General features: G+C 43.7%; 23 protein-coding genes. 3 read left to right on the top strand and 20 right to left on the bottom strand.

The window, feature by feature from the left end; genetic code table 11:
* Positions 1-15 precede the first annotated feature (15 nt).
* Positions 16-477: an aminoacyl-tRNA deacylase gene (locus DWW52_RS01760; protein ID WP_118713750.1), complete on the top strand. Its 462-nt coding sequence runs from the start codon at positions 16-18 to the stop codon at positions 475-477.
* Here DWW52_RS01760 and DWW52_RS01755 read toward each other — a convergent pair.
* The 3 genes from DWW52_RS01755 to DWW52_RS01745 form a co-directional block, all read right to left on the bottom strand.
* Positions 449-832 carry a VOC family protein gene (locus DWW52_RS01755; protein ID WP_118713749.1) on the bottom strand — a complete coding sequence of 128 codons (384 nt, stop codon included), beginning with the start codon at positions 830-832 and terminating at the stop codon, positions 449-451. The two genes, DWW52_RS01760 and DWW52_RS01755, sit on opposite strands and share 29 nt — an antisense overlap.
* A gap of 112 nt (positions 833-944) precedes the next feature.
* On the bottom strand, positions 945-1,778 hold the full coding sequence (locus DWW52_RS01750; RefSeq protein ID WP_118713748.1) for a helix-turn-helix domain-containing protein: 834 nt from the start codon (positions 1,776-1,778) through the stop codon (positions 945-947).
* Complete coding sequence (locus tag DWW52_RS01745) at positions 1,771-2,628, bottom strand: LytTR family DNA-binding domain-containing protein (protein WP_199691941.1); 858 nt, start codon at positions 2,626-2,628, stop codon at positions 1,771-1,773. The genes DWW52_RS01750 and DWW52_RS01745 overlap by 8 nt, the downstream gene beginning before the upstream one ends.
* A 182-nt stretch (positions 2,629-2,810) precedes the next feature.
* Here DWW52_RS01745 and DWW52_RS01740 point away from each other — a divergent pair, with 182 nt between their 5' ends.
* Positions 2,811-3,971, top strand: coding sequence for a DUF6051 family protein (locus DWW52_RS01740; RefSeq protein ID WP_118713747.1), 1,161 nt, complete (start codon positions 2,811-2,813; stop codon positions 3,969-3,971).
* Between the two features lie 199 nt (positions 3,972-4,170).
* On the top strand, positions 4,171-7,371 hold the full coding sequence (locus DWW52_RS01735; RefSeq protein WP_158582452.1) for a carboxypeptidase regulatory-like domain-containing protein: 3,201 nt from the start codon (positions 4,171-4,173) through the stop codon (positions 7,369-7,371).
* Positions 7,372-7,521: 150 nt separating this feature from the next.
* Here DWW52_RS01735 and DWW52_RS01730 read toward each other — a convergent pair whose 3' ends face one another.
* From DWW52_RS01730 to DWW52_RS01650, 17 genes are all read right to left on the bottom strand, one after another.
* Entirely contained in the window at positions 7,522-9,387 is a 1,866-nt protein-coding gene (locus DWW52_RS01730) for an SLC13 family permease (protein WP_118713745.1), read from the bottom strand.
* 110 nt (positions 9,388-9,497) lie between these two features.
* A complete protein-coding gene (gene atpG / locus DWW52_RS01725) occupies positions 9,498-10,370 on the bottom strand; it encodes an ATP synthase F1 subunit gamma (protein ID WP_118713744.1) in 873 nt (290 codons plus the stop codon).
* Between the two features lie 159 nt (positions 10,371-10,529).
* Positions 10,530-12,104, bottom strand: a complete 1,575-nt coding sequence (gene atpA, locus DWW52_RS01720) for a F0F1 ATP synthase subunit alpha (protein WP_118713743.1) — start codon at positions 12,102-12,104, stop codon at positions 10,530-10,532.
* Between the two features lie 5 nt (positions 12,105-12,109).
* Complete coding sequence (locus DWW52_RS01715; protein ID WP_118713742.1) at positions 12,110-12,658, bottom strand: F0F1 ATP synthase subunit delta; 549 nt, start codon at positions 12,656-12,658, stop codon at positions 12,110-12,112.
* Between the two features lie 12 nt (positions 12,659-12,670).
* Positions 12,671-13,168, bottom strand: a complete 498-nt coding sequence (atpF, locus tag DWW52_RS01710) for a F0F1 ATP synthase subunit B (RefSeq protein WP_118713741.1) — start codon at positions 13,166-13,168, stop codon at positions 12,671-12,673.
* A gap of 9 nt (positions 13,169-13,177) precedes the next feature.
* The gene (atpE, locus tag DWW52_RS01705; RefSeq protein WP_027202959.1) at positions 13,178-13,435 is read right to left on the bottom strand and encodes an ATP synthase F0 subunit C; all 258 of its coding nucleotides are present in this window, start codon (positions 13,433-13,435) and stop codon (positions 13,178-13,180) included.
* Positions 13,436-13,582: 147 nt separating this feature from the next.
* Positions 13,583-14,704, bottom strand: coding sequence for a F0F1 ATP synthase subunit A (atpB, locus tag DWW52_RS01700; RefSeq protein ID WP_118713740.1), 1,122 nt, complete (start codon positions 14,702-14,704; stop codon positions 13,583-13,585).
* Between the two features lie 7 nt (positions 14,705-14,711).
* The gene (atpC, locus tag DWW52_RS01695) at positions 14,712-14,945 is read right to left on the bottom strand and encodes an ATP synthase F1 subunit epsilon (RefSeq protein ID WP_118713739.1); all 234 of its coding nucleotides are present in this window, start codon (positions 14,943-14,945) and stop codon (positions 14,712-14,714) included.
* A gap of 104 nt (positions 14,946-15,049) precedes the next feature.
* On the bottom strand, positions 15,050-16,558 hold the full coding sequence (atpD, locus tag DWW52_RS01690; protein WP_118713738.1) for a F0F1 ATP synthase subunit beta: 1,509 nt from the start codon (positions 16,556-16,558) through the stop codon (positions 15,050-15,052).
* Positions 16,559-16,715: 157 nt separating this feature from the next.
* Entirely contained in the window at positions 16,716-17,108 is a 393-nt protein-coding gene (locus DWW52_RS01685; RefSeq protein WP_148315309.1) for a hypothetical protein, read from the bottom strand.
* Positions 17,109-17,246: 138 nt separating this feature from the next.
* The gene (locus DWW52_RS01680; protein WP_118713736.1) at positions 17,247-18,905 is read right to left on the bottom strand and encodes a hypothetical protein; all 1,659 of its coding nucleotides are present in this window, start codon (positions 18,903-18,905) and stop codon (positions 17,247-17,249) included.
* A gap of 16 nt (positions 18,906-18,921) precedes the next feature.
* Entirely contained in the window at positions 18,922-19,860 is a 939-nt protein-coding gene (locus DWW52_RS01675; protein ID WP_118713735.1) for a PstS family phosphate ABC transporter substrate-binding protein, read from the bottom strand.
* A gap of 116 nt (positions 19,861-19,976) precedes the next feature.
* Entirely contained in the window at positions 19,977-20,801 is an 825-nt protein-coding gene (locus DWW52_RS01670; protein WP_118713734.1) for an energy transducer TonB, read from the bottom strand.
* 4 nt (positions 20,802-20,805) lie between these two features.
* The gene (locus tag DWW52_RS01665; RefSeq protein WP_118713733.1) at positions 20,806-21,477 is read right to left on the bottom strand and encodes a biopolymer transporter ExbD; all 672 of its coding nucleotides are present in this window, start codon (positions 21,475-21,477) and stop codon (positions 20,806-20,808) included.
* A 106-nt stretch (positions 21,478-21,583) separates the two neighbouring features.
* Complete coding sequence (locus DWW52_RS01660) at positions 21,584-22,186, bottom strand: biopolymer transporter ExbD (RefSeq protein WP_118713732.1); 603 nt, start codon at positions 22,184-22,186, stop codon at positions 21,584-21,586.
* Positions 22,187-22,210: 24 nt separating this feature from the next.
* Positions 22,211-23,026, bottom strand: a complete 816-nt coding sequence (locus DWW52_RS01655) for a MotA/TolQ/ExbB proton channel family protein (RefSeq protein WP_118713731.1) — start codon at positions 23,024-23,026, stop codon at positions 22,211-22,213.
* A 366-nt stretch (positions 23,027-23,392) separates the two neighbouring features.
* The gene (locus DWW52_RS01650) at positions 23,393-23,785 is read right to left on the bottom strand and encodes a hypothetical protein (protein ID WP_118713730.1); all 393 of its coding nucleotides are present in this window, start codon (positions 23,783-23,785) and stop codon (positions 23,393-23,395) included.
* Positions 23,786-23,855: the final 70 nt, after the last annotated feature.

Raw genomic sequence — 23,855 nt, 5'->3', positions numbered from 1 at the left:
ATAAAAACAATTTTTATGCTAACCATACCCCAACTTGCTCAATACCTTCAAGATGAACAAGCCTGTTTTGAAATTATCGAACACTCGTCCCCCATCCTTTCCGTGAAGGATGCCGAGAAATATTTTGATAGTAGCAAGGCGGCTCCGGTTTTTATCATGAAGACAGAAAAAGGACTCCTCGCACTTGTAATCAGCGCACAAAGGGGAAGAATAGATTTTAAACAAATGGGTAAAAATCTCGGTTACACGAAATTTAAAATGGCTGATCGGGATGAAATTACCCGGGTAACCGAATATGAAACGGGAGCCATTCCCCTAATCGGTCATGGACTCCCTTGTTTCATTGACAATCAATTATTCGAACAGGATTTCATTTACGGTGGTTCCGGTGACGTACTACACACCTTGAAAATCACGCCCCAAGATCTCATTCGTCTGACGTCTCCTACTATGCTAACGGAAGAATGTTTCGGGTAAATAGCCCGATCCTATTCCCCTCGGTATCCAGAAAATAAGCGAAATACTCGTTCGAACCTTCACAAGTTTCACAAGGCGGGGACGACACCTTACCTCCAGCTTCTTTCACTCTTTCCAAAGCTTCATCCAAGGCTTCCGTGAAAAACGAAATAGTAATCCCATTCGAGGTTGGCACGTACCCTTTCAAACTAAACACACACCCGATAGGAGTTCCTTCACCCAAAGAGATAAAAGCCATTTTCTCATCACCATTTTCAAGAATTTCCAGTTCTTTCTTGAATACCATCTCGTAAAACCGTACTGCCCGTTCGATGTCGACAGCAGGAATTTCAAAAAAAGCTACTAATGGTTTCATATTACTTTTGTCTTTAATGATTAATAAGACAAAAATAGACCATCCTCCCCGCTCGATTATTGGAAAAAAGAGACATTTGTACAAATGAAAATGGGGAATTGAAAATGGGGAATCAACCTTCCAAAAACCAACTGATACTCTCGGCGTCTTCAGAAAAACACATCAGTTGGAAAAGGGTGCTGGAAGTATGACCGGTCAAGGTTTTAATCTCGTTGGCCAGATGAGCGCTATCGTAGTATCCGGCATGGAAAGCCAGTGTGGCCAGATCGGTTTCGGGCATCCGGTTCTTGAGTTCCACGGCATGCAAAAAACGAATCACCCGCAAATATTGTTTGGGCATTAATCCCACGTAAGCGGCAAATACCCGCTCAAATTGCTTCTTGCTCAGACAGGCGTAATCAGCTAATTGCTCCACGTTCAACATGCCCCGATTTTGAAGCAATCGAGTTATCACCATTCTCATCCGATTATTTTCAAATTCATTTCTTCGTTTCAACCGCTGTAACAGGAAGCGTTCCAAACTCTGAACCCGTTCATCAAAACCGAGAGCCGTCATGATTTGATCTTCTAATTCCTGCCCTTCCTTTCCCAAGACTTCTCCCAGAGAATAGCAACCGTTTGCCAACTCGCCCAACGGCATATGTAATAAATCCCGCACTCCCACGGGAGTAAAGACAACGGCCATTAAACCCACTCTTCCCGTAGGCAAAATATCCAAATATCCCGTACGTTGTCCGTAAAGCGAGGCTCTCGGATGTGATTCCCTCTGACCGGATGAGACCAATTGATACCGATCCCCGTAATAAAACACGATCTCTATAAAGCCCTGCGGGGTCAGACGATGCGGCTCGCATAACGGATACGTGTCTTCCATATCCAACATCCAGTAATATTGAACATACCCGGAAAGCTCCCGGCAAGGTTGTATATATTGATATTTACTCATTCGAAGAGGAATAACACATAAACCAATGTGTCACTTTCTCGCTATAGGTTTTTGAGATAGGTATATCAGGAACTTTTTCAACATCAAACTCTAAATAGACGCCGTCTTTCTCTCGCCGGATCACTTTCACCTGTTCGAAATTTACCATATAAGAGCGATGACATCTTAAAACGTTCGTTCCCTCGAATGCCTCCTCCATCGCCTTCAAGGTATTACGCAACATAAATTTCGTCACCACCCCCTTGTTCAAGTACCATACCCGCACGTAATTATCAGCCGATTCGATATAAAGTAAATTGGAATGCTTTATTGACAGTCTCAACTCCCCTTTCTCATCCCGAAAAGAAATTACACTCGCCCCCCCGATCGCATCTCCCTTGTTTTCTTCAATCATTCTCAATTTCTGTTCCTTGTCTCTCCACGAGAAATAAAGCATCAGAATGGCGTAAGGCAATAAAAGAACCAACGTGGTGTTTTCTGCCGACTCGCTAAAAACTTCCAGTATATCCGCCTCTTTCTTCAAAGACACGGAATAAATCGTGTAGAACAACGACATAAAAAAGATTTCCGACACGATCCAAATCCCGTATTCCAGATAATTAATCGAGCGTTTCTTCGTGTAATAATACATGATGACACGGCTGATAGCCACCACGAGTACTCCCGTAAGAATGACCAAACTCGAAAAAAGGAAAAATTTAAACTCGGATACCGGATACCATGTAAGTGAGCTGAATGGCTTGTAAATATTGATAAAAATCAAGTCAAAAAATGCCGTGAACAACACCAACCGTATCAGATTCGATCTTTCGTAATGGTAAGCTGGTATTTTCCGGGTCAACACGTTCATCTCTCACTAATTTTTATAAATTTCAAACAAAGATACATTATTTCCCGTAAACAATCTCACCCCACAGGAACAAATTTCATCCCTAAATATGGAATTCTGTCCCTTTAGGGGCTGATATACACCACTAATTTTGAAAACCCGAAATTGTAGTGTTAGTTTGTAATTAAATTAATCGCAAGACTATGGAAATCTCAATTAGAACAAAACAATTAAAAGCTATTTTCTCTTATGACAAGAAAATAGACGTGGAGGACCGACCGTTGGAAATTCGCCCTTATCACTTTACTCAATATGTAGGAGTGAAAGAAATAGAACAATTCCAACAACTTCTTCCGGCTACAGGCTTTTGTTCAACACCGGATAACAGCATTCAGGAGAACAAAAGTTTCTCGTACTCCATCTTCACTCCTAAAGGAGCTCGGAAATTAGATCAGGCAATTCTACTATTGCATGGACTGAATGAACGGAATTGGGATAAATACCTCACGTGGGCCGAATACCTGTCCCTCGCCACCGGGAAAGCCGTAATCCTTTTCCCCATCGCATTCCACATGAACCGGACTCCCAACAACTGGTACAATCCCAGAGCTTTGATGCCATGGGTTGCCAAACGCAAACAAGAAGTCGAACACCTTAACAACTCCACTTTTGTCAACGTGGCCCTGAGTTACCGACTCTCCGACACGCCCTTGCGTTTTTACATCTCCGGGAAAGAGTCCCTGTTCAATTTGTGGCAACTATTTACTGAAATCAAAACCGGGCAACACCCGTTATTCAAGAAGGACACCTCTATCAATATCTTTGCCTACTCGATAGGAGCGTTCCTGTCACAAATTCTGATGATCGCCAACCCCGATCGCTTACTAGACGACAGTAAACTCTTCATGTTCTGTGGCGGATCTATTTTCAGTCAAATGGATGGTAGTGCAAGAGATATCATGGATTACGAGGCTTATCGAAAAGTGAAGAATTACTTCTTAAACAACTTCCTAGTACGTAACGAACATCATAATCTTTTGCCCGTGTTGTACCAAGAAGACTTTATGGAAAAAGCCTTCAAGGCAATGATACGCCCGAATGTTATGCAGGAATACAGGGAAAAGTTCTTCGAAAAAGTGCAAAACCGTGTTCGCATCATTACCCTGAAAAAAGATACGGTCATGCCCACGATTGGCGCTATCGAAGCCTTAGGCCCCAAAAGTGCAAAAACGATACTGGAAGAACTAGATTTTCCTTACGAATACTCTCATCAAAATCCTTTTCCGACCAACACGGGTGCCAGTCCTGAATTATTGTATACCTCCTTTGAAAGTATATTCAATCGGGTAGCCAATTTTTTATAAAATAAGCTATACAGGGATATTTTAAAAACATGAAAATCTTGTAATTTGACAAAATAATGTGATATTTGTACTTTAAACGTTTGTTGTATACAGAGGTGAATTAAACATTACATAAGACATGATCTGTCGGATTTTAATCATGTGCCTGTTATTTACAGGGTACTTTTCGATTGCCATTGGCCAAGTTACAAGTTCATTCATGAATGGCTATGTTTCCGACGGGATTGATTCTCTTCCGGGAGCTACCGTGATCGTCACGCATATTCCTTCAGGATCTCGTTATAGCACGATCACCAACAAGCAAGGGTATTATCAATTGCAAGGTATGCGTCCCGGAGGCCCTTACAAAGTAGAAATCTCTTATGTTGGTTTTCACGGTTTTGTAGTTACGGGTATCCAGTTGCGACTGGCCGAAGCATACACATGTAATGCCATTCTGATCCCGTCCACGACCTTAGACGAAGTCATTGTAAGAAGTACAAAATCCAAATATTCAAACGGGAAAACCGGGGCAAGCACACATATTGATGCCTCCCAGATCAAGCTTTACCCTAATATCAGCCGCTCGCTAGGAGATATTTTGAAACTTTCACCTTATTCCAACGGTAGAGGATTCGGGGGACGGGATCAGCGTATGAACAATTACAGCGTGGACGGGGCGAATTTCAATTATAATATGGGTTTGGACGGTAACATCCTCCCCGGAGGGGGTAACCCGATTTCGATAGACGCAATTGAAGAAATCATGCTGAATATTGCCGCTTATGATGTTCGCCAGACCAATTTCGTGGGGGCAGCCATTAATATTGTTACTAAAAGTGGGACCAACAATCTGGCTGGATCAGCCTATTCGTATATCAAAAATGAACATTTACGAGGCAATAAAGTAGCGGACAACGACCTGGGAGAAAGAGAAAAAGAGGCTCGTACCATATACGGAATCACTCTGGGAGGACCTATACTAAAAAATAGAGTCTTTTTCTTCGTCAATGGAGAATATGAATATTCCCCCTACCCGATTCATAAATGGAAGCTTTCGGAAGATGGCCAAGAGGATATAACAAATAATACCTCCAGAGTTACTGCTGAAGACATGAGTCAATTTTCAAAAGATTTGAAAGAAATGTACGGGTATAACACCGGTTCATGGACTGATTTTGAAGGAAAGTCTTCCGTGTATCGCCTCTTGACCCGTCTGGACTGGAATATTAACGATTATCACAAACTAATGCTCCGGTACAATTACACGACCAATAAAAAAGATAATAACGTGATCGGACCTGCATTAGGCATTACCGGGGGCCCCGTGAGTCGCTATTCCATGAGTTTCCGGAATTCCATGTGGCAGGATGTGAATAACGTACATTCGTTAACGGGAGAGTTACACAGTCATTTGAAGAAAAATATTAATAACCAGCTATTAATAAGTTTCACTTTTAATGATGGCAATAACCGGGAATGTAACGGGGATTTTCCCACGATAGATATCATGAAACCGGACGAGAGCGGAAGTGACTATGCTTTTATGAATGCCGGTTATGATCAACACGCATGGAATAACGGTATCACTGAAAAAGTATGGGCAATCACGGATAATCTCTCGATCCAGACCGGAAAACATTTTATTACTACCGGCATCAGTTTTGAATCACAAAACCTGAAGAATTGCTATTTACGCTACGGTGCGGGGTACTACCGTTATAAAAACTATGAAGATTTCGTGAATAAAGCCGCCCCGGTTGCCTTTGCCCTCTGTTATTCACTTTCAGATGACAAACGGGCCCCGGCCGAGGTAAATTATCGTCAGTTTTCAGCCTACGTGCAGGATGAATATAGCATCCTGCCCAATTTAAAATTCACCTACGGGCTTCGCATGGATATCCCGATTTATACAAGTAAACGGTACGAGAATCCGTCTATCTCAGAATACTCTTTCAACGGGGTTAAATTAAGTACGGCTTACTGGCCTCAATCCACCCCTTTATTTTCTCCGCGGGTGGGATTCAGTTATGATTTATTCTGCAACAATATACTGAAAATTCGTGGGGGTACTGGTATTTTTACAGGACGATTCCCCATGATATTTTTATCCAAGATGCAGGAAGGCAGTGGAATGTTAAAGAACACCGTTTCTATCCAAAAAGCAGGAGATCCCTTGCTTGCCGCTTTAGCAGGAGATGTTCGGACCAGAGAAGAGATATTACGGGACCTCGCTCCCCTGTTTCCCGATTATTTCCCCACGGAACCGGGTACGGTAAATAATATCGCAACCATTGATCGCCATTTCAAACTCCCTCAAGTATGGAAAAGTTCATTGGCCATAGATTATCAATTCCCCTTCTCCTTCCATTCTCTTATCACGCTGGAAGGAACCTTTATGAAAGATCTGAATGCTATCGTGTACCGGGATATGAACGTGATCGGTGAGAATGACTCTAGAATGACTCGTTTTACCGGTCCCGACAATCGTTACCGCTACCCCGGAAACATTGAAAAACGTTATCATGAAAATATAACCAATGCTATCCTGATGACAAACACGAGTAAAGGGTTCAGTACGAATTTTACAGCAACCGTAAACATGCAACCTCTTGAAGGATTGGAAATCATGGCCGCTTACACGTATACCATTTCAAAATCCATAACCAACAACAGGAGCAATCAAGTTGATAACGCCTGGACACAAGAACCTTCCGTGAATGGTCCCAACTATCTGAAATTACATCGTTCCCAATATACACAAACCCCGCATCGGGTGATCGCTCAAGTGAGTTATTCGAAAAAATATGCCAAACATTTCTCCACCTCTGTTTCTCTTTTTTACATGGGAGAACGTGCCGGAAATTATTCGTATATATACGATGGCGATATGAATAACGACGGTATCTCCAATTGGGATTTGATATACATCCCAAAAGACAAAAACGAATTGAATTTTGCCGACAAAAAAGTAGGAGACATTATTTTCACGGCAGAAGAACAACGAGAAGCATTCTGGGCTTTCGTGAACCAAGATCCTTACCTGAAAAAACACAAAGGAGAATATGCAGAGGGCTATGCGGCCTTTCTTCCTTGGTGTAATCGCTATAATCTACGCGTGATTCAAGATTTCAAAATCAAAACAGGCAAATTCACCAACACATTACAATTGTCCGTGGATATCATGAATCTTGCCAATTTACTAAACAATTCCTGGGGGGTGACAAAAGTTGCTACCGGAGGGAATAACGGCGTATTACTTAAACTCAAAGAAATAAATGAAACCGGAGAACCTGTTTACACGATGAGTACCATAAAAAAGAACGGAAAGGATATTCTACCCTACAAAACATTCGAATCAGGTCTATCATCCGATAATTGCTGGCAATTACAAATCGGAATTCGTTACATCTTTAATTAATGAATATGAAGTTTCTAATCGGGATCATATTACTTTTTTCTTTACTTCTTACAGGATGCAGCAAGCCTTCAAAACGCATTGTTGTAATTCATTCCTATGAAGAAAATATGAAATATGATTTGATCAACTAGTTATTTCCATCCCGATACATCAGAATGGAAATAATAACGGTAATATCAATATCATCACAATTCCCATAATCACCTGCAAAGGTAATCCCACTTTCACGTAATCCATAAACGTGTATTTCCCGGCAGACATCACCAAAGCATTAGGTGGCGTGGAGAAGGGAGAAGCAAAACACATACTTGCCGCCACGGTCACCGCAAACAAAAACGGATAAGGACTCACACCCGTATCTATTGCCGCTTTCAGTGCAATCGGGGCTAAAAGAACTGCCGTAGCCGTGTTACTAATAAACATCGTCAATAATGAAGTCGTGAAATAAATACCTGCCAACAGAATAATTGGTCCATAACTTCCCAAATGACTTACCAGACTTGAAGAAATCATCGTTGAAGCCCCCGTCTTCTCCAATGCCAAAGACATCGGAAGCATAGCTGCAATCAACACGATACTCTCCCAGTTAATCGTCTTATAAGCATCTTCCACGTTACGCAAACATCCGGTCAATACCATCAACAACGCAGCCACAATGACCGCAGCCACGGGAGGTACCGGAATAAAATCGAACACCATCGTAACAATCATCAGGAGCATAATCATGGCAGCAATCGGGGCTTTGTGATCCAATGTCACTTTTGCGGCTTCCGCCAACGGTTGCCCGACAACCACCCATTCCGATTGCGCCTCGTTCAAACGGGCTATATTATTCCATGTTCCCTGCACTAATAAAGCATCTCCCGCGTGCATTTTCTCATCTTTCAAATCCTGCAGAAGATATTTCCCGCCTCGTTGAATTCCTAACACGTTAATGTTGTATTTTTCCCGAAATCCTGAATCTTTCACCGCACGATTGATTAACTGCGAATTAGGCATTAACAAAACTTCGGCAATACCTATTTCACCAAACTCCATTTCCCGATGTGTTTTCTTTTCAGACACCTCCTCGATATGAGTATCCAATAATTCCAGATTATTCTCCCCAGTCAATAACTCTACCTGAGAAAAAACGCCTAAAATATACAACACATCTCCCGCCTGTAATGACGTATTCGGTCCCGCCAACTCCTGATCAATGGTCTTCATAAAAGGATTTTGAGACTTCGCCTCTCGCCGGATTTCCAATATAGTCACGTTATATCTCCCGGTTACATTCAATTCCGCCAAAGTCTTCCCCCGGAATACAGAATTCTCTTTCACTCCTACCCGGAATAAATTTTGGGCAATCTGGTACTCGTAAGCCAAATCCTTGACCGACTTGTTACGAGACTTCTTCTCGGCTTTTTTCTCCTCCTTTTTTACCAAAAACATTCTACTTAACGGGATCAGCACGATAATACCCACTAACACGCAAATAATCCCCACGGGGGTAAATGAAAAAAATGATAAACCTTCTAGTCCAGCCTCTAATAATGTATTTTGAATGACAAGGTTAGGAGGTGTACCGATTAAAGTTGCCATTCCCCCCATACTACTTGCGAACGCCAGAGGCATTAGATAACGGCTAGGACTCACCTTCGCACTAACCGCCATACTGACCACGATCGGCAACATCAAAGCCACCGTTCCCGTGTTACTCACAAACGCCCCGATAGCAGAAGTTACCAACATGATTAAAATAAAAAGCTTCAACTCGCTCTTTCCCGCAAGTTGGAGTATCTTACTACTGATCATTTTAGCCAGCCCGGTCTGGAATATAGCCCCTCCCACGACAAATAACCCCACCATCATGATCACGATCGAATTGGAAAAGCCCGAAAGTGCCTCTTCCGGGGTTAAAATACCGCACAAGATTAAAAGAACCAATGCACAAAGTGCAACCACATCAGACCGAATTTTCCCGTTTACAAAAAAGAAAGCAGATAATGCTAAAATAATCAGCGTTATACCCATACAAGATTTAAGTTTGCATTAAAATTAAGTTACCTATTTCCCCCATACACCTCAAATAGTACAAACACTTTTTTCTATACAAATTTAGAAATTAAAATCTAAAATTCACGTTATTCTACAGATCCTCCCGCGATATCCATCAACTCTGCCGTGATATTCTGTTGTCTCAATTTGTTATACTCCAACTGCAATCCTTTCAACAGCTTGATAGCATTATCATTTGCCATCTGCATCGACAGAATCCGGGAAGCCTGTTCTGAAGTTTGATTTTCCAACAAATAACGATACATCGTGGAATGAATCACCAAGGGATAAATCGTCTCCAATATCTCCTCGCACCCCGGTTCATAGATATACACCTTATTTCGTTCCGTATCGGAAAGCGTCTTTGTCTCCCGGGGAACCCACGGAAGCAACTGTTCCCGGCTGATAACCTGAGTTCCCATACTCTTGAAATGAGCGTAAATCACGTCAACCCGATCCACTTCTTTTGCCAGAAAACGACGAATTAACTCATCTGCCAGCGCGGTGGCTCCTTCCGCATATTGCTTTTTCTCGAAAAGATCGGGAATAGGCATCGTTTCCACCCCCAAAGTCCGTTTCACCTCGTTCACGATCTTCCTTCCCACGGGATAAACCGATATCGGAGATTTTACCTTTCCGCTATACTCTTTCAACGTCTCCAACAATTTCTTATACAGCGTCAGGTTGAAAGCCCCGCAAAGCCCCTCGTTGGCTGCAAAAATAACAATAGCCACTCGTTGAACCGGACGCTCCTGACTCAACGGGGATCGATGATCACGTGTCTCTTCGGCAATATGATCCAGTATATTTTGCAACTGTTCCATGTAAGGCCGAGCATGATTCAAAGCATTCTCGGACTTCCTCAACCGGGCCGAAGAAATCATCTTCATCGCTCCGGTAATCTTTTGAGAAGAATGTACTGAACTTATCCTTCCCTTCAATTCACGTGTTGTCGCCATATTATTAGTCTATAAAGTTCATAAAGTCTATAAAGTTCATAAAGTCCATAAAATTCATAAAGTTACGGGTGTCCTCCGGACTAAGTTTATCTACAGACAAAGCACCCCGTAGAGGGGCTCTGACCTTATAGACTTTATGGACTTTACGGACCTTATGGACTAACTAAAAGTTTGTGCTACATCCAAGGCCACTTCTTCCAACAATTTAGAAACATTCTCATCCAGAACTCCTTTTCGCAATTCATCCAACACATCTTTCCGGTATTTAGAACGTAATACCTCCAAAAACATCTTCTCGAATTCGGCCACGTGTTTTAACTCCACGTTTCGCAACAGACCTTGTGTCCCGCAATAAATCACCGCGATCTCCTCTTCCACGGGCATCGGGGCATGTTGGGGCTGTATCAGTAATTGAGCATTCTTACGTCCCTTGTCAATCACCATTTCCGTCACGGAATCCATATCCCCGCCAAACTTGGAAAACGCTTCTAACTCCCTGTATTGGGCCTGATCTATCTTTAAAGTTCCAGCAATTTTCTTCATCGCTTTCACCTGGGCATTACCCCCGACACGGGATACTGAAATACCTACGTTAATAGCAGGACGAACACCCTCATTAAATAACCCGGATTCCAAGAATATCTGTCCGTCCGTGATTGAAATCACGTTTGTCGGGATATACGCGGATACATCTCCGGCCTGCGTCTCGATAATCGGTAAAGCCGTCAGCGAACCGCCTCCCTTAACCATCGGTTTCAAAACATCAGGCAAATCATTCATCGTCTGCGCCATTTCATCACTGGATATAATCCGGGCTGCCCGTTCCAACAAACGAGAATGCAAATAGAAAATATCCCCCGGATAAGCCTCACGACCTGACGGACGACGTAAAATCAATGAAATCTCCCGGTAAGCCACCGCTTGCTTGGAAAGGTCATCATACACCACCAAAGCGTGCCGCCCGCTATCCCGGAAATATTCTCCGATTGTAGCACCTGCAAACGGCGCGTAATAACGCATAGCCGCCGAATCGGAAGCATTTGCCGCCACGATCACCGTGTATTGCAACGCCCCCCGTTCCTGCAACGTGTTTACCAACATGGCTACCGAAGAAGCTTTCTGACCGATTGCCACGTAAATACAATAAATCGGATCGCCATTCTCGAAATTCCTCTTTTGATTCAAAATCGTATCCACGGCAATAGAAGTCTTCCCCGTCTGGCGGTCACCGATAATCAACTCTCGTTGTCCCCGCCCGATCGGAACCATGGAGTCGATCGCCTTGATACCCGTCTGCAACGGTTCTTTCACCGGCTGACGATAGATTACCCCCGGAGCTTTCCGTTCCAACGGTAACTGCATCATTTCTCCCGCGATCGGACCGGCCCCGTCAATCGGGTCTCCCAACGTGTTGATCACACGTCCGAGCAATCCTTCACCCACTTTCACGGATGCGATACTTCCCGTACGCTTCACCGTGTAATTCTCTTTCACCCGATCACCCGCATTCATCAGAATAACACCCACGTTATCTTCCTCCAAGTTCATCGCAACCCCTCGAACGCCATTTTCAAATTCCAGCAACTCGTTTGCCCGAACATTATCCAAACCGAACACGTGAGCCACCCCGTCACCAACCTCCATCACGGTACCCACCTCCTCAAAGGCCATTCGTGTATCGACCTCCTTGAGTTGCATCTCTAAAATATCTGATATCTCATTCGCTTTCAACATAACTCTTACAATTGAAAATTATCCACCATCTGTAGCTGTATTTCTTTCAGCTCTTTTAACAACGAGGCATCCAATTGGCGGGATCCCACTTCCAGAACAAAGCCGCCGATGATCGAAGGATTAACCTTATGAACAAACTCTATGGTCTTATCGGTATGATTCCGTACAAACTCTTTGATTTTATCCATAGTCTCATCCGACAACTCCATCGCGGTCGTGATTTTCACCCGAATAATCCCGTTGGCAGCCCGGTAGATTTTCTGAAACATCAAACAAATCGACCTGACATACATCTCCCGGTGATTCTTTATTACCAAACGAATACCTTTAATATACGCTTCTCCCGGTTCTATCCCGATAGCCGTAGAAAGAAGCATTTCCTTATCCTCAGGTGATAACAACGGATTCAATAGAGCTTTCTGCAAGTCCGGGTGAGCGATATAGTTTCTCTCGAACAACTTCATCTTCTCGTATACCGCATCTGTAGCATTCAATTCCTGCGCGTATCGGAACATCGCCTTTGCATACCTTCGAGCAATTAATCCTTCGTCCATAATCTCCTCCTTTTACTCCTTATTTTCAAGCTCGTTCAACAACCTACCGATCATCTCCATCTGAGTCTTATCGGTAGCCAAGTCCTTACGCATCACTTTCTCCGCGATCTGCAAAGACAATGATGCCACTTGTTTACGCAATTGTAATTCTGCTTCCCGTTTCGATTGCTCTATTGATAAATTGGCAGCTTCCCTTACCTGTTTTGCCTCGTTTTCTGCCGCTTTCCGGGCATCCGCTATCATCTCCCGTTTCAGTCGTTCCGTCTGCTGCAATACCTCCAACTGTTGCCTGTGCGCTTCCGCCAGCAACGCCTTGGCCTCCTCTTGTGCCTTCTCTCTATCTCGTTTAGCTTCCCGGGTATACTCTACGCCTTTATCAATAAAGTCAGCCCGCTCGTCCATCATCCGGACAATAGCCGGCCAGGCGTATTTCGCCAGAATGCCGAAGAGAATCAAAAAGACAACCAGCATCCAAAACACTAATCCGAATTCCGGTGTAAATAATGACATAGCTTCTTTTTATACAAACAATGCTAATAAACAAACGATAATCGCGAAAAGGGCAACACCCTCGATCAAAGCCGCGATCACGATCATATTGGTTCTAATATTGTTAGTCTCTTCCGGTTGACGGGCAATAGCATCCATCGCCGAAGAACCGATCTTACCGATACCAATACCCGCAGCAATAGCTGCCAAACCTGCTCCAACGCATGCACCTATCTTTGCCAGACTTAACCCGGCTGCTGCTACTTCCAATAAAATCAAACTTTCCATAACCTTATTAATTTTAAATTCTATTAATTTCTTGATTTATGATTTCCGATTAAGTGATTTTCCCGCACAATTCTCACGCTCTTTTTTATAATCACAGAATCATTGAATCGTCAATCACAGAATCATTTCACTCTAAATTTTTAGTCTTTAACCTTCTTTCTTTACTCTCGCCAACCCGATAAAGATTGTCGAAAGTAACATAAACACGTAAGCCTGAATAAACCCGATCAACACGTGAATCAAGTTCATAAACACGGCGAATGATACAGAGAATACCGTTGTTATCCCTAACACGACCTGTCCCATAACACTGAACAGGAATATTAATGAAATCAACACCAGTACAATCAAGTGTCCTCCCAGCATATTCGCGAAAAGACGAATCATTAATGCTACCGGTTTCGTGAACACGCCGAATATCTCGATGACAGGCAATAAAGGCACCGGGCATTTCAACCCAAGAGGAACATCCGGCCAGAAAATCTCTTTCCAGTATTCTTTTGTTCCTGAAACATTGATTACGACAAACGTACACAATGCCAATACCAACGTGATTGACATATTACCCATCACGTTAGCACCTCCCGGAAACACGGCCACCAACCCCATCATGTTTGAAACAAAGATGAAAAAGAACAAGGTCAACAAGTAAGGGGCATACCGTCTGGATTCCTTACCCAGCACGCTCACAATTACCTCCTTATACAACATCTCCACGATCATCTCCAAACCACCCATTCCCCGACGAGGAGCCTTATATTTTTTATTCCGGTAGAAACGAACCAACGAGAACACGATCAACATCGTGATCAAGGCACTGATCATCACGGAAAAAGCATTCTTGGTAATCGAAAAATCATACGGTCGATATTCATTCCCGAAAGTATCTACACCCACAATCTTTCCCTCGTGATCCCCTTCATGGGCCACGTGAAATCCATCGTATGTTTTTCCTCCCGTCAAACGGGAAGAACTGAACAAATGCCAACCGCCTTCGTTATCTCTCACGATCACGGGCAGAGGAATCGTCACGTTTCCGACAATCGTCCACCCGTACTCATCCCCCAAATGCTCGAAAATCGTCGCTTTCGGATCAAAAGCCTTCACCTCCTGTTCTTCCTGTTGCATGACAGAATCAACCCGCACGACAAGCCCGTCCTCGATCTGTTGTAGTTCATTCCCGACAACACTTGCTCCTGTTGCCCCGACATTCAATGCCCACACCCATAAAACAAATGTCATCCATATATATTTCACTCCATTCTTCATACGTGTATCAATTTATACAAACAACCACGTTATTGTCCCGCACTTCCACGACTCCTCCACGAATTTCCACGCTCTTCTCTTCACCGGCACCCTTGTAAAACACCGTACCCTGCGTCAACGTGGATATCAACGGGGCATGATTTTCTAACACGGTAAACTGCCCAACCGTACCGGGCAATTTCACCATTTGCACCTCACCTTTGTAAAGCACTTTTTCCGGAGATACTATTCTTAAAATCATGACCTTTACAATTTTAAATTTACAATTTCAAATTATAAACTTTAGATACTCATCACACATCGTAGAGTTGCAATTTAGAATCTAAAATTTAAGACCTAAAATCATTAGTTCTTTCTCGCTTTCTCGATCATCTCTTTTCCCTTCTTGATCACGTCATCAATCGTCCCGGTATTCATAAACGCCTGTTCGGGATATTCGTCCATATCACCGTCAAGAATCATCTTGAACCCGCGAATCGTCTCTTCCAAAGGAACCATTACCCCAGGAATACCCGTGAATTGCTCTGCCACGTGGAAAGGCTGTGACAAGAAACGTTGTGCCCTACGAGCCCGTGCCACAACCACCTTGTCCGAATCAGACAACTCATCGACACCCAAGATAGCAATAATATCCTGTAACTCATTGTAATGTTGCAACAACTCAACCACTCGCTGCGCGGTCTGATAGTGTTCCTCTCCGACAATAGCAGGGTCCAAGATACGGGAAGAAGACTCCAACGGGTCAACTGCCGGATAAATACCCAACTCAGTGATCTTACGACTCAACACGGTAGTCGCGTCCAAGAAACTGAAAGTCGTCGCCGGTGCGGGGTCCGTCAAGTCATCGGCCGGCACATAAATCGCCTGAATTGAGGTAATCGAACCATTCTTTGTTGAAGTAATACGCTCTTGCAACTTACCCATTTCCGAAGCCAGCGTGGGTTGATATCCCACCGCCGAGGGCATACGTCCCAACAGGGCCGATACCTCCGAGCCTGCCTGTGTGAATCGGAATATATTATCAATAAAAAATAAAATCTCTTTTCCACCCTCGTTAAAATCCCGGAACATCTCGGCCACGGTCAAGCCCGATAAGGCTACCCGCAAACGGGCTCCCGGTGGTTCATTCATCTGTCCGAAGACCAAAGTAGCCTGAGACTTGTTCACCTTCTCCATATCCACGCTCTCCAAATCCCATTTTCCCTTCTCCATCTGCTCTCTGAACTTGTCCCCGTAATTGATAACGCCCGACTCGATCATCTCCCGTAATAAATCATTCCCTTCCCGCGTACGTTCTCCAACCCCGGCGAACACCGAATATCCGTTATGCCCTTTGGCGATATTATTAATCATTTCCATAATCAACACGGTCTTACCCACTCCGGCACCACCGAACAGACCGATCTTTCCACCTTTCGAGTAAGGCTCCAACAAATCAATCACCTTGATACCCGTAAGCAGCAATTCTTCCTTGATCGACAGATCTTCAAACTTCGGGGCTTCCCGATGTATAGAATTTGTATTCGTGTAATCCAACGGGGCCAGATAATCAATTGCATCTCCGGTCACGTTCAACAAACGCCCTTTAATCTGGTCGCCGGTAGGCATGGTCAACGTCCGTCCCAAATCCAGCGCTTTCATTCCCCGGAATAAACCATCGGTCGTATCCATAGCCACGCAACGCACCGTATCCTCACCCACGTGTTGTTCCACCTCGACAATCAACTTAGAACCGTTGTCCCTCTCGATCTCCAGAGCCTCGTAAATAGGGGGTAAATCAACTCCACCACCTTCAAAAATAACGTCCACGACAGGACCAATCACCTGTGTTACGTATCCGACTTTCTGTGCCATAATATATGATTTAAACGTTCTTTAAATACCAACTTATAACTTTAACGTATATTCACTCGGAATGGTTTCTTTCCGGCGATAGAATATTCGAATCATGTTCCCGATATTCCTGCTAAAAAGGACCGGGTCCATGACAAACTTCGTGCTGATCAAAATGTTAAATGATCACCTTGTTTATTCCATAAATATAAAACCCCTGAATATGCTTTACAGACAAATAATCAAAGATTTCATCACGCCAGGCGAGGTGACAAATTCCACCATTAATCCCCTGTTCGGTAAACTCTTTTGTAGAAGTCCCTCGTTTTTCTCTTTGCACCCCTACATCTCCGGGTAAATCAATCTGATCTGCCAAAAAAAATGCCTTTTCAAGAAAATCATAAACGGCAGCCAAAGCATTTGCAGAAAAAGTTGCTGTTACCTCTGAAACATTCATGGAATTCTCGATTACATCTATCCGTCTTTCTACCGCCATGCCTTCGGGCATCACTTGCCTCCCGAAACACACCGTGAAAAACACGATTGATATAACTCGTAAAATCCACTTCATAACTTCATTCTCTTTAAAGTATTTCAAATATAGTAACACTTTCGGAGTAATGCAATTTCCATACCAAAATCGTACTTTTTTATGGAAATAAGAAAAGAGGCTGTCTCTTTATCTCCTGACAACCTCCAGAACTCTCGTTCACAGCTTAATACTCTCTAAAGCTTTTAAAGCAACTTCGTCTTTATTATCCAAGGTCAGCACCTTCGAGAAAAAGGCTTTTGCCTCCCCGTATTCTTGTTTTGCCGGATCGGGATTTCCGTTATTCTTCGTGGTTATACCATCAGCAATCACGTAATGGTAATACCCCAGATATTTATAACTCTCTATCAACTCCCGTTTGTAACGCTCCGGCTGGGCGAGGGCGATCTCTATAACTTTCTCGTAATAAGGCTTAGCCAATCCTTGCGTTGTTTCCGGGTCAAGCATGGAATTTACCCTGGCCCGCCAGAAATAACTCACGTAACTATTCGGCACCTGAACACTCAAAGCCCCGAACAAAGTATCGGCTTTCACTAAATCATCTTTTTGCATCTCGGGAACCGAATCCTGACATGCCATATTATAGTAACATCTTCCCAGTTTCAACAAATCCTCGGCAGCCGGTTCCTGCACGAAATCCATATATTGATTATAATAAACCACGGCCGAATCCAACTCGTGATCTTTCACGAAAAGATCGGCAATATCTCTCAATAACTCCTGACGTTTACAATCCGAAGTCAATGCTTTCTTGTAATACGTGATGGCTTCACCATACGCCTTACTAGCGGTCAATTGTTCGGCATAACAAAGATAATCCTGACATATTTGATTCTCCTCGGGGGTCGACTCGATAAAATGTTTGATCGCTTCCAGACACTTTTCCCTGTCTTCCTGCTTGGATAAACAATAAGCGTACAAACGTTTTGCCACCAAATTCTCCGGTTTCTCTTTCAACACGGATTGAAGTACAGGCAACATCTCCTCGTATTGTTTGTCATAATAAAGAATCCCGGCATACCGTAGCAAATTCTCCGAATCGTAATACCCGGAACGAATAAACTTCGAATAATTTTCGGCTGCCGCTTTGCTATTGCCGGCCATCTCGTGTAATTCTCCCAGCGAACGATAAGTCCCTCCGAACTCCGGGAATAGCTCACTCACCTTATTCAATTTTTCCAACGACAACGAACGATTTGTTGTCATATACAATTGAGCCTGTTTCAGGTAAGCCCCCACGCAATCCGGGGAAAAATAAGTAGCCATCTCGTATTTAGCACAAGCATCTCCCACTTTTCCCTCCGCCACCAGAATATCACCTTCTACCAAGTAAGGCAAACCACTCTTGGAATCAAATTCTTTTGCCTGGTTCACGTGTTCTCTGGCTTTCACCATATCTTTCGCGTTCATGTAAGCTTTAGCAATGGCCAACTGCACGCCCGCATCTTTCTTGTATCCCTTGGTCGTGATCGCTTCCTTGAACTGCTCTTCAGCCCCTTTCACGTCATTACTTAACTTCAATCCGGCCAGCCCGATCAAGTTATACGGGTAATCCGGTTTCAACGTCAAACCTTCTTGATAATATATACCGGCAGAATCCGGAACTCCCGTCTCCAGATAACATTCACCCAGATAATAACAAGCCTCTGCCCGTAAAGCTTCATCTTGTAATTGCTTCAGGTTATTCAGGAAAAAAACCTTTGCCTCACCCAACATCCCCGACTCGTAAAGATTTATTCCGACTTTATTATCCGCCGCTTTCACGCTCGTCCCCAACAGCAAGAAAAACAGTCCGTATATAATTGATTTCGTTTTCATGGTCTTAAATTTTAGTTTAAATTTGGTCTCTCACGTTTACAATATTAACCGGCATCGTCGCGGGCAACAATCCTGCTTTCAGAATAATCCGCTGTCCCCTTGATCCCGTGATAAAAGAGGTTAATCCGGTAGGAAGAGCACTCCGGGGATCGTTCAACAAAATATAAATATCGCGAGATAACGGATACTGGCCCGTGTAAAGATAATACTGGTAAGGTTGATAACTATTCCCGTAAGTAGGTTGATCCGCACGGCTGATCCGGGCCACTTGTATTCCTTTTTGAAAATCCCGGCACAGGGAATCCTGTTCATCACTGATCCAGTTTACCCCGATCACCCCCATGGCCCCCGGCGTGCGAGACACATAATCTATCACTTCCCGGTTGGTTCCGGCTGCATGACAACGATCAGACAATCGTCCCCGTCCGCATATAGAATCCAACACGTAACGCACCGTACTCGAATTCGGGTGATCAAACACCACGTGAATATCGCCCAGTTTGGAACCCGAAGAAATCTGATTCCAACGGGTAACCTCTCCTGAAAACACCTTCTGCAACATGCTTATATTAAATATCGAATCGGCATTTTGCCTGTTCACGATCAAGGCTATTCCATCAGTGGCTATCTTTATGGACTCCGGAAAAAACTTATTGCTGTGGAATGACTCTAATTCGTCCCCCGATAAAGGACGGGTGGCCAGAACCCAACGAACACTGTCTCTTAACAACAGGTTTATAGCTTCCACCTCACTCGTGTATATCGGGACAATACCCGTCTGATTATATTGAGCCTCAAAAACCGCAATCTCATCCTCGGCCAAGGGAGACAGTGTTTCATCGACCGCAACACGGATTACCCCGCTGAACAGGGTATCCTGCGTTCCTGACGTTTTCCCTTTACAAGCCATAAAGGAAGTCAGGCATAACAGCCAAAAGCCGATTCGAATATTCATACTATTTATTAAGTTACAGGTTACAAGTTTTCAAATTACAGGTTTTGCAAGTCACAGGTTTCAAGTGATGTCCCCAAGCTCTCGACCTGTAACTTGCTCCTCTGCAACAACAATATTTACTGCTGCAATCTAAAAGAGATCGGTAAAGTAAACCGCACGGATACGGGTTCCCCTCGCTGTCTACCGGGAATCCACTTCCGCATCGCTTGCACCACGCGAATGGCTTCCTTATCCAGCGTCGGGTCGACCGAACGCAACACTTGCACGTCACGTACCGCCCCATCCCGCCCGATCACGAATTGCACGATAACTTTTCCCTCGATATTCATCTCTTGTGCAATACTCGGGTATTTGATCTCTTTACCGATCCACTTCATCAAAGCGGCCATACCACCCGGGTATTCAGGGGCTTGTTCCACCACCTGAAAAACCTCATCATCACTTGCCACGATCAACTTGTGATCTTCCAGATCGGCAATATCCTTACCGTTTTCATCATCGTTACCTTTCACATCAGCCACGGAAATCGCGGCCTTCGCCTGGTTCACTTCCTCTTGGGTCTTGATCTCGTCCTCTTCACGTACCTCCTCGTCTTTCTTGATCACGGGAGCCGTAAACTTGATCGTTGTTTTCAAAGTTGGAGGAGGCGGGACGTTCACCGCCACGATCTTGTTCTCCTCTTTCACCTCCGGTAATTCCATCTTCAAATCGGATAGTTCCGTCACCGTCACCATCTTCTCCTGAGCCTTAACCGGGGTCAGGAAACGGATAAACGCCGGAAGAACCATTGCCAGAATCACGCAGCCTATTATCACGAAATAGGCCGTCAAGTGGCGCCGGGGAGAGTGTTTACGAAGCTCGTAAGCCCCGTAATCCTTATTCTTCCCCTCGAATATCAGATCGCACCACTCCACCGAATTTACATTTATATCCTTTGCCATGATCTTACTGTTTTGCCTCCCGGTACTCGATAACCTCTTTCAAGTCATCGGCATACCCGTCGTGTGTCTTATCCTGTAATAAACGTAAATCTCCGGGTGTGATATCCATGATCGCGTAACGCCCGATATTACAGATTTGCATCTCGTCAAGAACATCGATCAAATTCTTGTAATTAGAGAAATCGGTCGCTTTTATTAACACCACGGGAGAATCCTTATCTTTCCTCACCTCGGAAGTTTCTTTCAGGTACTCCTCGTTCGTGATCTCCAAGTTCGCTTTCTTCTGTTTCAGTTCCCTCACTTTCTGCATCACCACCTGGTTACGTCCTAACAAAATAGCACGCAAACCGTTCGGAGAAAAGTCGGTTTCCTTCACCATATCGGGATTCTCGTAATCCGGCTCTCCCATATAGTAATACACTCTTCCCTCTTTTCCCAACAGGATCGTCATCGCCTTGGAAGCCTTCACTTTATTCTGCTCCTCTTCATTCAGTAAATCTTTCCTGGGCATACTGATCTCCATTGTCTGGGGTTTACTCATGGATGTACAGAGCATGAAGAAAGTAATTAAAAGCATGTTCATATCCACCATCGGGGTAAAATCCACCCGGATACTGAACTTCTTCTGTTTTCCTTTCTTGCGTTCCCCGCCACCCTTTTCTTGTATTTCTGACATAATACTAATCGTTACAAATTATAATTCAGTTGTGAGTTCCAGTTTGCAGCCCCAAGGTTTTCAAGTTCGAACTTGCAACCTGTAACCTGCCAACCTGTAACCCTTTTCACACTTGCGGCATGTTCCGTAAAGAGGTAATCAGGTTATACCGATTCTCTCGCAAGTCCTGCAATGTTGCCATGATATCCTTAATCAACGGGTAAGGTGTTTTCTGGTCAGCCTTGATAGCAATAACCAAATCTTTATTCACCTCCCGGGCAAATTGCATCCACGACTTGAACTGATTGTTCGTGCTGTCGCACGGGATGCCGTAATTCATGATCACTTTATCCTGATCTTCCGCGGGAAGCGCCAGGAATTGCTTCATTCCTTGAATAGGCACCCCGAAAGAATTACACAGGCTAAACTTTTTCAATTCCTGATCGGTAAACTCGATCTGGTAGCTCTCGCCCATTTTTTTCAGTACCTCGATACGATCCTGTGGTTTATCCAGTCCCATGAACACTTTTCCCGTTGGCTCGACAAGTATCGAGACGATATTAGATTCAGGAATTTTGATCTCGGAAACCGACTGCGGCGGGTTCACCTGCACCGGTTCTTTCTGGATAAACGTGGAAGTCAGCATGAAGAACGTCAACAGCAACACCGTCACGTCGCTCATGGCGGTCATGTCTATAAATGTTGATTTCTTTTTAATTTTCTGACTCATAACGTACTATATTATAATTGTAACTTAACGTTGTTTGATAGTGAACGTTTGCACGATATAAGCACCGATCTCGTCGATACTATGCGTGATCCCGTCAATCTTACTGGTAAAGAAATTGTAAGCGATAACCGCGCAAGCCCCCGTGGCAATACCGAAAGCCGTATTCACCAAGGCTTCGGAAATACCGGTTGAAAGTGCGATAGAGTCGGTTCCCCCGGCGGATGACAGGGCAGCGAACGATTTGATCATACCGATTACCGTACCGAGCAATCCCATCAATGTACCCAAAGTAGTAATCGTGGCGATAACCCCCAAATTCTGTTCCATGGTCGGTAATTCAAGCATGGTTGCCTCTTCCAAATCTTTCCGGACCGCCAGTTGCTTTTCTTCCTTCGACAGGGTATCACAAGCGTTCACTTGCGTGTAAGTCGAGAGCGATGCCTTAATCACGTTAGCAACCGTACCTTTCTGCTCGTCACAAGCCTGACGGGCAGCCTCGATATCTCCTTGTTCCAGTTGATCTTTTACTTTTGTCACGAATTGTTGTAAATTCTTTTTACCTTTCGCTTTTCTCAACGCGAGCATCCTTTCCACGCTCAAGGTCAAAACCGTGAATAACAACGTCTGGATAATAGGAACGATCACCCCTCCTTTATATATAGTACCTAACAGGTTCCCGGGAAGAGGGTGATTATTCGGGTCATTGTTGATGAAATTGGCGGGATTACCGTACACGAAATGATAAATAACCATTGCCAGGATAAAGCAAAGAATGATTATCGGAAATGCAGAAATACCTAAACTTCTCTTTGTTCCTTTTGTTGTTGCAGTCTTTTTCATAGTGAGATTTTTTTATTATTTTATAATGCTATGTATAATGCTAAGAAAACTAACCCGAATATTGCTAACATAACCACGATCGGGTATAAGGTTTGAACCAATGCTGATTTGGTGAAACTCTTGCTATTTGTTTTACTCTTTTCCATAGGTCTATCAATATTATTCGTTTATGAACAATTTTAATTAAAAAATATACCGAAAAATAAGAATACAGACAGTCTACCCGTACTTCTGATGAAGCACCGATCACGACAACAATCACGTGTATATCAAAGCATTACATCTTCATCTATTCGCAAATAGAAGCATACGACATACTGATACCACTATTCGTGATACAAGGGATTAGACTTGACCGGGGAAAGGCTAAACAATGATTTCACGCAGGTCTATCACGTAGAAGCCCTGAATATGCCGAATACCTAACAAATCGGAGAAATACTCGAATGTCTTTTCCTCCAACATTTTGAATTCGGACCTGCGTGAAGAGAGTTGTATTTTTTTGTAGAACGAAATAGAGAACTGTTCCCGACTACTTCCTGTTGTAACCTGCTGGTTCGAAAATTCAAGCGTACGCTCAAAAACACCATGCCGATCAATCGGGTTCGTGGAGAGTTGGAACACGTCCGATGTATTCTCGACGTTAATCTTATCGGCGACAGGAACCATCCCCTTGGAATCTGTGCTTCCAAAAAGGTTTACCCCGATCGTTAAGAAGAAAAGTAACGACGAAAAATATCGAACCATCAATCCTTTCATTTCTCTCTGTTTTAAGTATACCAAAAGTATACATTTATTTCTACTTTCGCAATTTTTTGACTTAATATAT

The organism is Odoribacter sp. AF15-53 (genome assembly GCF_003479425.1).
Lineage (GTDB): Bacteria > Bacteroidota > Bacteroidia > Bacteroidales > Marinifilaceae > Butyricimonas.
This window is presented reverse-complemented; position numbering and strand designations above follow the sequence as displayed.

Bases quoted from the DNA above. Each gene is read 5' to 3' on its own strand.
- DWW52_RS01760 (WP_118713750.1), top strand. From the start codon at position 16: ATGCTAACCATACCCCAACTTGCTCAATACCTTCAAGATGAACAAGCC.
- DWW52_RS01755 (WP_118713749.1), bottom strand. From the start codon at position 832: ATGAAACCATTAGTAGCTTTTTTTGAAATTCCTGCTGTCGACATCGAA.
- DWW52_RS01750 (WP_118713748.1), bottom strand. From the start codon at position 1,778: ATGAGTAAATATCAATATATACAACCTTGCCGGGAGCTTTCCGGGTAT.
- DWW52_RS01745 (WP_199691941.1), bottom strand. From the start codon at position 2,628: ATGAACGTGTTGACCCGGAAAATACCAGCTTACCATTACGAAAGATCG.
- DWW52_RS01740 (WP_118713747.1), top strand. From the start codon at position 2,811: ATGGAAATCTCAATTAGAACAAAACAATTAAAAGCTATTTTCTCTTAT.
- DWW52_RS01735 (WP_158582452.1), top strand. From the start codon at position 4,171: ATGAATGGCTATGTTTCCGACGGGATTGATTCTCTTCCGGGAGCTACC.
- DWW52_RS01730 (WP_118713745.1), bottom strand. From the start codon at position 9,387: ATGGGTATAACGCTGATTATTTTAGCATTATCTGCTTTCTTTTTTGTA.
- atpG (WP_118713744.1), bottom strand. From the start codon at position 10,370: ATGGCGACAACACGTGAATTGAAGGGAAGGATAAGTTCAGTACATTCT.
- atpA (WP_118713743.1), bottom strand. From the start codon at position 12,104: ATGTTGAAAGCGAATGAGATATCAGATATTTTAGAGATGCAACTCAAG.
- DWW52_RS01715 (WP_118713742.1), bottom strand. From the start codon at position 12,658: ATGGACGAAGGATTAATTGCTCGAAGGTATGCAAAGGCGATGTTCCGA.
- atpF (WP_118713741.1), bottom strand. From the start codon at position 13,168: ATGTCATTATTTACACCGGAATTCGGATTAGTGTTTTGGATGCTGGTT.
- atpE (WP_027202959.1), bottom strand. From the start codon at position 13,435: ATGGAAAGTTTGATTTTATTGGAAGTAGCAGCAGCCGGGTTAAGTCTG.
- atpB (WP_118713740.1), bottom strand. From the start codon at position 14,704: ATGAAGAATGGAGTGAAATATATATGGATGACATTTGTTTTATGGGTG.
- atpC (WP_118713739.1), bottom strand. From the start codon at position 14,945: ATGATTTTAAGAATAGTATCTCCGGAAAAAGTGCTTTACAAAGGTGAG.
- atpD (WP_118713738.1), bottom strand. From the start codon at position 16,558: ATGGCACAGAAAGTCGGATACGTAACACAGGTGATTGGTCCTGTCGTG.
- DWW52_RS01685 (WP_148315309.1), bottom strand. From the start codon at position 17,108: ATGAAGTGGATTTTACGAGTTATATCAATCGTGTTTTTCACGGTGTGT.
- DWW52_RS01680 (WP_118713736.1), bottom strand. From the start codon at position 18,905: ATGAAAACGAAATCAATTATATACGGACTGTTTTTCTTGCTGTTGGGG.
- DWW52_RS01675 (WP_118713735.1), bottom strand. From the start codon at position 19,860: ATGAATATTCGAATCGGCTTTTGGCTGTTATGCCTGACTTCCTTTATG.
- DWW52_RS01670 (WP_118713734.1), bottom strand. From the start codon at position 20,801: ATGGCAAAGGATATAAATGTAAATTCGGTGGAGTGGTGCGATCTGATA.
- DWW52_RS01665 (WP_118713733.1), bottom strand. From the start codon at position 21,477: ATGTCAGAAATACAAGAAAAGGGTGGCGGGGAACGCAAGAAAGGAAAA.
- DWW52_RS01660 (WP_118713732.1), bottom strand. From the start codon at position 22,186: ATGAGTCAGAAAATTAAAAAGAAATCAACATTTATAGACATGACCGCC.
- DWW52_RS01655 (WP_118713731.1), bottom strand. From the start codon at position 23,026: ATGAAAAAGACTGCAACAACAAAAGGAACAAAGAGAAGTTTAGGTATT.
- DWW52_RS01650 (WP_118713730.1), bottom strand. From the start codon at position 23,785: ATGAAAGGATTGATGGTTCGATATTTTTCGTCGTTACTTTTCTTCTTA.